Source organism: Chryseobacterium sp. R2A-55 (genome assembly GCF_021401085.1).
In the GTDB taxonomy this organism is placed as follows: domain Bacteria; phylum Bacteroidota; class Bacteroidia; order Flavobacteriales; family Weeksellaceae; genus Kaistella.
Map to the genome: position 1 here is coordinate 38,446 of NZ_JACBFP010000015.1, position 6,262 is coordinate 44,707.

Below are 6,262 nucleotides of genomic sequence, written 5' to 3' on the forward strand. Positions count from 1 at the left end.
TTTTTTATCGAAGCCCCAATTCTATAATTTCTAAATTTTCTATTGAATCGTTAGTAATTTCAAAGCGCATCATGGTGCGCACCTTATGCCAACCTTGGTTTCCTGCAGCACCCGGATTCAAATGCAGTAATTGGTTTTTGTCATCATACATGGCTTTCAAAATATGTGAATGACCGGAAATAAAAAGGTTCGGAGGATTTTCGGAAATTTCTTTTTTGGCTGCAGGCGAATATTTTCCCGGATAACCACCGATGTGAATCATCAAAACTTCCACATTTTCGCAAGTGAACCTCAGGACTTCCGGGAAAATCTTGCGTATTTTGTCGTTGTCAATATTTCCGTAAACTCCGCGAAGGGGTCTGATTTTTTCCAGTTCTTCGGACACTTCCAAATTTCCGAAATCTCCGCAATGCCATATTTCGTCCACATTCTTTGCGTATTCCAGAATTCTTTCGTCCATATAGGAATGTGTGTCTGAAAGGAGTAGAATTTTCATGGTACGAAAATAATGGAATTTTCTCAGTCATTCACCCAAGAAGAATTTTATTCGCACATTCGCACCATTTGTTCTAAATTTGCAGCAATGCGCTATTTCATAGAATTTTCATACCACGGCAAAAACTATTTCGGGTACCAAATCCAACCCAATGAAATTTCGGTTCAGGAGGAACTCGAAAAAGCACTTTCCACCATTCTTCGCAGAGAAATAAAAACTACCGGAGCCGGTAGAACCGACACGGGCGTTCATGCTAAAAAGATGTTCGCGCACTTTGATACCGAGCAGATTCTGGATGAAAATCTTGTACATAAACTCAACAGTTTTCTGCCGCCGGATATTTCGGTTAAGCGGATTTTCAAGGTGAAAGATGATTTCCATGCGAGATTTGATGCGACTTTCAGAACATATGAATACTATATTTCTTTAGATAAAAATCCATTTACGCAGGACACTTCCTGGCAAATCTGGAAAAGGAATTTGGAAATAGATAAAATGAATGAGGCCTGCAAAATTCTTTTTGACTTTGAAGATTTCACCAGTTTTGCAAAACTCCACACCGATAATAAAACCAATAACTGCAAAATCTACAAAGCTTTTTGGGAACAAAACGGTACTGAACTGAAATTCACGATTTCCGCCGACAGATTTCTCAGAAATATGGTTCGCGCTATTGTGGGAACCATGGTTGAAATCGGCAGCGGCAAAATTATGCCGGAAGGTTTACGCACCATCATCGAATCAAAAAATCGCAATTCCGCCGGAACTTCGGCACCGGCACAAGGTTTGTTTTTGGTGGAGGTGGGATATGAATTTTAGTGGCGGAAACTGTCTGAATTTTAGATTGGAGGGTTTTAAAGGGACCGGAAGAGGTTTTAGTTTGTCTTATTCATGATTTCATTTGAGAGACCGAGGTTATCTTTCCAATCCCGAATCTTCGGGAGACGAATCTCAAAAAAATTAGGCGAAGGTATTTTTTTCCGTATTTTTGTACCGTTTACAAGAATCAATGAAGAAGCAAAGTACCTGGGAAATTATCAAACGACTTTTCGTGATCGGCATGAAGTTCCGCACGTGGTTTATTTTCACGCTCGTAATTTCAATTCTACTGTCCATAATTTCTACCTACCGACCTTATCTTACAATGCAGATTGTGGATACGGACATCCTTCATCTCAAGGACAAGGAGCAGATGATGAAGCACATCTATATTTTGGTGGCGCTGGTTTTTGGGGAAACGATTCTGAACTTTTTCTTGGTGTACTTTTCCAATTTTATTTCACAAAACGTCATTCGCGATATTCGTGAACGACTTTATCATAAGCTGATTTATTTCCGAACTTCATTTTTCGACAAAACTGCAGTGGGCCAACTCGTAACCAGGGCAGTAGGTGATGTGGAAACCATCGCAACCGTTTACACCGACGGATTTTTGATGGTTTTCGGGGATATTTTGCGGATCGTTTTCGTGCTGTTCATGATGTTTCAGGTGGATGTGCACCTGAGTTACATCTCATTGGCAATTCTTCCGCTGATGGTTTTGATCACCAGGTTTTTCCAGAAAAGATTGAAAAAAGCATTTGGCGATGAAAGAACCTGGACTGCCAATCAGAATTCGTTTGTGCAGGAACGTCTTTCGGGAATGACCTTGATCCAGGTTTTCAACCGCCAACAGGCAGAATTCAAGAAATTTGATGAAATCAATATCAATTTAAAGAGTGCCTTGCTGAGGACGGTTTTTATTTTTTCATTGTTTTTCCCGGTTGTAGAACTGATTTCTTCTTTATTTATAGGATTCATCCTGCTCTATGGTGGATTCATCACCATCAAAGCCGGCGCAGTGATTGCCTTTATTCAATATATTTCCATGTTGATCCGTCCATTAAGGCAAATTGCGGACCGATTCAATAATATCCAGAGAGGAATTGTGGGAGCAGAAAGGGTTTTAGGAGTGATGGACGAAGATTTCAACCTTCCCAATCATGGAAAAATAGTCAAAGACCACTTTGATGGAAAAATTGAATTCAAGGATGTCCACTTTTCCTATGATGAAAAACAGGAGGTTTTAAAGGGCATCAGTTTTACAGTCAATCCGGGAGAAGCCGTGGCCATCGTTGGTGCAACCGGTGCTGGAAAAACCACTATCATCAGTTTAATGACGCGGCTTTATGACATCAGTTCGGGGAAGATTCTTTTGGATGATGTGGATTTAAAGGATTATGAGCTGTATAATCTCCGAAGTCATGTGGGAGTGGTTTTGCAGGATGTTTTCCTTTTCCATGGAAGTATTTTTGAAAATCTTTCATTTGGTGATGAAACCATCACCTTAGATAAAATCCGTAAAATAGCAAAAGAGATCGAGGTGGATGATTTCATCATGTCGCTTCCAGAAGGGTATGACTATGTCGTTCGTGAAAGAGGTTCCTCAATTTCTTTGGGTCAAAGACAGCTGCTCTCGTTTTTAAGGGCGTACTTGACCGATCCGAAAATCCTTATTCTTGATGAAGCCACATCTTCCATAGATCATGAAAGTGAAAAACTGATTCAAAAAGCCACCGAAAAAATTACCCGGAACCGAACCTCTATTATTATAGCTCACCGACTTTCAACGATTGAAAAAGCCGACAAAATCATTGTAATGGATCAAGGAAAAATCGTGGAGGAAGGAAAACACATGGAACTTCTAGACAAAAACGGATATTACGCCACGCTCTACAAAGCCCAGCTGAAAAGGGAAGTGGAGGAAGGCTAGTAAAATATCCATCCATAAGAAATTATTTAGCAAATAAAAAACTTCGGACACCTGTCCGAAGTTTTCATTTGAAGTGGGATCGCTATTTAATAGGGCAGTGAATTGTTCAGCCTAATTCCCCACGATGGTCTTCACGGTCACAAATTCTTTCAAAGCAAGCAGAGAAAGTTCTACTCCATAGCCTGAAGATTTGGCACCACCAAAAGGTAAACGAGGGTCCGAACTGGAGGATTTGTTTACACTCACCGTTCCCGATTCCAGATTTTCAATAAAGAACTGCTGTCTTTCCAGATCTTTCGTCCACACTGAATTTGAAAGTCCGAATTTCACATCGTTTGCCAATTCAAGTGCTTCATGGTCATCTTTGGCAATCATTACCATGCCAAGTGGCCCGAAAACTTCCTCCTCCAGAATAGGGTTTCCTTTTTTCACCTTAATTAATCCCGGCATGAATTCGTTTGCCGAAATCCTTTCAAGAGGTAAAATAATTTCTGCTCCACCTTTGATTGCCTTTTGATACTGTTTTTCCAAATCATCTGCTAAATCCGGTCGAGCCATTCCTGCAATTAAAGTTTGCTGGTCCAAAGGTTCTCCTGGAACATACTTTTTATATTCATCAATGAAAATGGGGAGAAACTCCTTCTCTGCACTTTTTTGAATGATGAATCTTTTTCCTGCGTTGCAGGCTTGTCCGCAATTCTGCAGTCTTGCTTTTGTACCGCTCTCAGCTGCGTCCGGGTAATCGGCATCATCCAAAACGATAAACGCGTCGCTTCCGCCAAGTTCCAAAAGCGATTTTTTGATGTTTTTTCCTGCCGTTGCGGCAACTTCTGCACCCGCTTTTTCGCTTCCTGTCAAACTTACGCCGCGCACAATGGGGTTTTCCAAAACCTTTTGTACTTCGGCATGTCCAATTTCAAGATTCTGAAAAACTCCTTTCGGAAATCCGGCCTCCAGGAACAGTTCCTCAATTCTGTTTCCACTGCCGAAACAGATCGAGGCATGTTTCAAAACCACTGTGTTCCCCGCTAAAATAGCCGGAACTGCAAATCTTAGAACTTGCCAAAAAGGAAAATTCCATGGCATCACTCCTAAAATCACCCCTTTCGGAACATAGTGGATTTCAGAAATCCGGAATTCGGTTTTTACTTTTTCGGGCTTGAGCACATTTTCTGCTGTAGCGTAGTACCTGCACATGAGCGCACATTTTTGGATTTCTGCAATCGATTGGGCAATTGGCTTATTCATCTCATTGGTGATGATTTTGCCTAATGTTTCTGAATGTTCGTCTAAAATTGCAGCTAGTTGGGTAAGTAGTTTCTGTTTTTCTTGGAAAGATATTTTTCTCCAGCTCGCAAAGGATTTTTGAGCGGTATTCAACTTGGTCTGTAAGTTCATTGTTTGAAAATTTTAGTTCACCTTATATATAAGGTAATGAAAAGTAGCACGACAAAGATAGCAAAAACGGGGCAAAAGCATTTTGATAATCATTCAAACCATTTACCAAAGCCATTTGTCAATAAAAACAAAGAATCATTTGTTGATGAGATTATTTTCTTTAATTTTGAAAAAATATTTAAAACATATAAAAAATGAACACACCGTCTGAACTAAAGTACACCAAAGATCACGAATGGGTAAGAATCGAAGGAAATATCGCCACTATCGGTATCACTGATTTTGCACAAAGCGAGTTAGGAGACATCGTATTTGTGGATGTGGATTCCGTTGATGATGACTTATCAGCTGGAGAGGTCTTCGGAAGTGTGGAAGCTGTGAAGACCGTTTCAGATCTTTTCCTTCCGATTTCGGGTAAGGTGGCAGAGTTCAACGCGGAATTGGAGGATCAACCGGAACTGCTAAACACCGATCCTTATGGAGCAGGCTGGATCATCAAACTACAGATTGCTGATGGTGCAGATACTTCAGCACTTCTAACTGCAGAAGAATACCAGGCATCAATTGGATAAAATATCCAGAATATTTAGTAAGATTTTGCCCATTTATTGGGCATTTCTTACTTATATGCTCCTCAAACCCGGGGTGGAAAACATGGAATACCCGTTCATGTTTAATGGAATTGACAAACTTCTTCACCTCTCCATCTTCGCGCTTTTGGGATACCTGTTCATGACCACATTCCCAAAAATCAAATTCTATTTCTTCATACAAATCATGGTCGGTTACGGGATGCTCACAGAAATCCTGCAGGATCAAATGGGATTAGGCAGATCTTTCGAGGGTCTGGACTTGGTTGCTGACACTATTGGAGTTCTCATCGGCTATTTCGTGTTCAAAAGATTAACCAAAATCAATTTTTGATTTTTTTTTTGAGCGTCTTACTTCCAAACCTTTAACGATTCCCTTCGATAAATCCTATCAGTTCTTGTCAGGCTTTCTTCTGTCCTGCGCCAGACATGGCTACTCTTCCTCCTCTAGCTGCCAAATCGCCCATCCTCTTGCAGGTATTTTACTTCTGACGCTATCGAAAATTCGCACTTTTTAGATAATGTGGATAACTTTAAATGATGTTTTTTCCTTTAAAAGCCAACCGTTTAAGAGCTGATTTTTCCACACTAACAGTTTTCCTTTCCGATTCATTTGGAACTTAAAGCCCAATTAACCTACTTTTGCACTCACCTTTTTAAAAGAAGGTAGCGAAGTAGATCAATAGAATAAAACGAAACGAATTGTAGGTAAAGAAATTTATTTTTAATTTTTTAAAAATAATTCTTGCAGTTTTCCAAAAAGTTTCTATCTTTGCAGTCCCTAATCGAGAGAACGGGGAGCGCAGTAGAGCAGTAATTTATACAGGCGAATTTGGATGGAGTTTTTCAGAAGTTTTTTTTGGCTGAAATTAAGGCAGTTAAAAAATATTTCAAAATTTTTTCACAAAATATTTTGCCAGATGGAAAAAAGTTTCTACTTTTGCAACCGCAAATCGGAACAAGGGGCGTCTTTCCCCGGTCCGGCTAAGCGGAAAGAATAAAGATCATTGACATCACAAATAACAA

General features: G+C 40.0%; 6 protein-coding genes. 4 read left to right on the forward strand and 2 right to left on the reverse strand.

All coding sequences use genetic code 11. The features are described from left to right. Window positions 1-4: 4 nt before the first annotated feature. Window positions 5-496, reverse strand: coding sequence for a metallophosphoesterase family protein (locus tag L0951_RS13140; protein ID WP_234111718.1), 492 nt, complete (start codon window positions 494-496; stop codon window positions 5-7). Between the two features lie 87 nt (window positions 497-583). On the opposite strand from L0951_RS13140, the gene truA reads away from it, so the two are divergent. Next, window positions 584-1,315, forward strand: a complete 732-nt coding sequence (gene truA, locus L0951_RS13145) for a tRNA pseudouridine(38-40) synthase TruA (protein ID WP_234111723.1) — start codon at window positions 584-586, stop codon at window positions 1,313-1,315. Window positions 1,316-1,505: 190 nt separating this feature from the next. Further along, on the forward strand, window positions 1,506-3,248 hold the full coding sequence (locus tag L0951_RS13150) for an ABC transporter ATP-binding protein (protein ID WP_234111719.1): 1,743 nt from the start codon (window positions 1,506-1,508) through the stop codon (window positions 3,246-3,248). 111 nt (window positions 3,249-3,359) lie between these two features. Here the strand turns inward: L0951_RS13150 and L0951_RS13155 are convergent, their stop codons facing one another. Beyond that, entirely contained in the window at window positions 3,360-4,646 is a 1,287-nt protein-coding gene (locus L0951_RS13155; protein WP_234111720.1) for an aldehyde dehydrogenase family protein, read from the reverse strand. 194 nt (window positions 4,647-4,840) lie between these two features. Here L0951_RS13155 and gcvH point away from each other — a divergent pair, with 194 nt between their 5' ends. Continuing rightward, window positions 4,841-5,218 (forward strand): glycine cleavage system protein GcvH, encoded by a 378-nt coding sequence (gcvH, locus tag L0951_RS13160; RefSeq protein ID WP_234111721.1) that lies wholly within the window; start codon window positions 4,841-4,843, stop codon window positions 5,216-5,218. Between the two features lie 55 nt (window positions 5,219-5,273). Further along, complete coding sequence (locus L0951_RS13165; RefSeq protein ID WP_317207206.1) at window positions 5,274-5,570, forward strand: VanZ family protein; 297 nt, start codon at window positions 5,274-5,276, stop codon at window positions 5,568-5,570. The last annotated feature ends 692 nt before the right edge of the window (window positions 5,571-6,262 follow it).

What these genes read in the sequence shown, in the direction of transcription:
- L0951_RS13150 (WP_234111719.1), top strand. Translation starts at nt 1,506, where the DNA reads ATGAAGAAGCAAAGTACCTGGGAAATTATCAAACGACTTTTCGTGATC.
- gcvH (WP_234111721.1), top strand. Translation starts at nt 4,841, where the DNA reads ATGAACACACCGTCTGAACTAAAGTACACCAAAGATCACGAATGGGTA.
- L0951_RS13140 (WP_234111718.1), bottom strand. Translation starts at nt 496, where the DNA reads ATGAAAATTCTACTCCTTTCAGACACACATTCCTATATGGACGAAAGA.
- L0951_RS13155 (WP_234111720.1), bottom strand. Translation starts at nt 4,646, where the DNA reads ATGAACTTACAGACCAAGTTGAATACCGCTCAAAAATCCTTTGCGAGC.
- L0951_RS13165 (WP_317207206.1), top strand. Translation starts at nt 5,274, where the DNA reads ATGCTCCTCAAACCCGGGGTGGAAAACATGGAATACCCGTTCATGTTT.
- truA (WP_234111723.1), top strand. Translation starts at nt 584, where the DNA reads ATGCGCTATTTCATAGAATTTTCATACCACGGCAAAAACTATTTCGGG.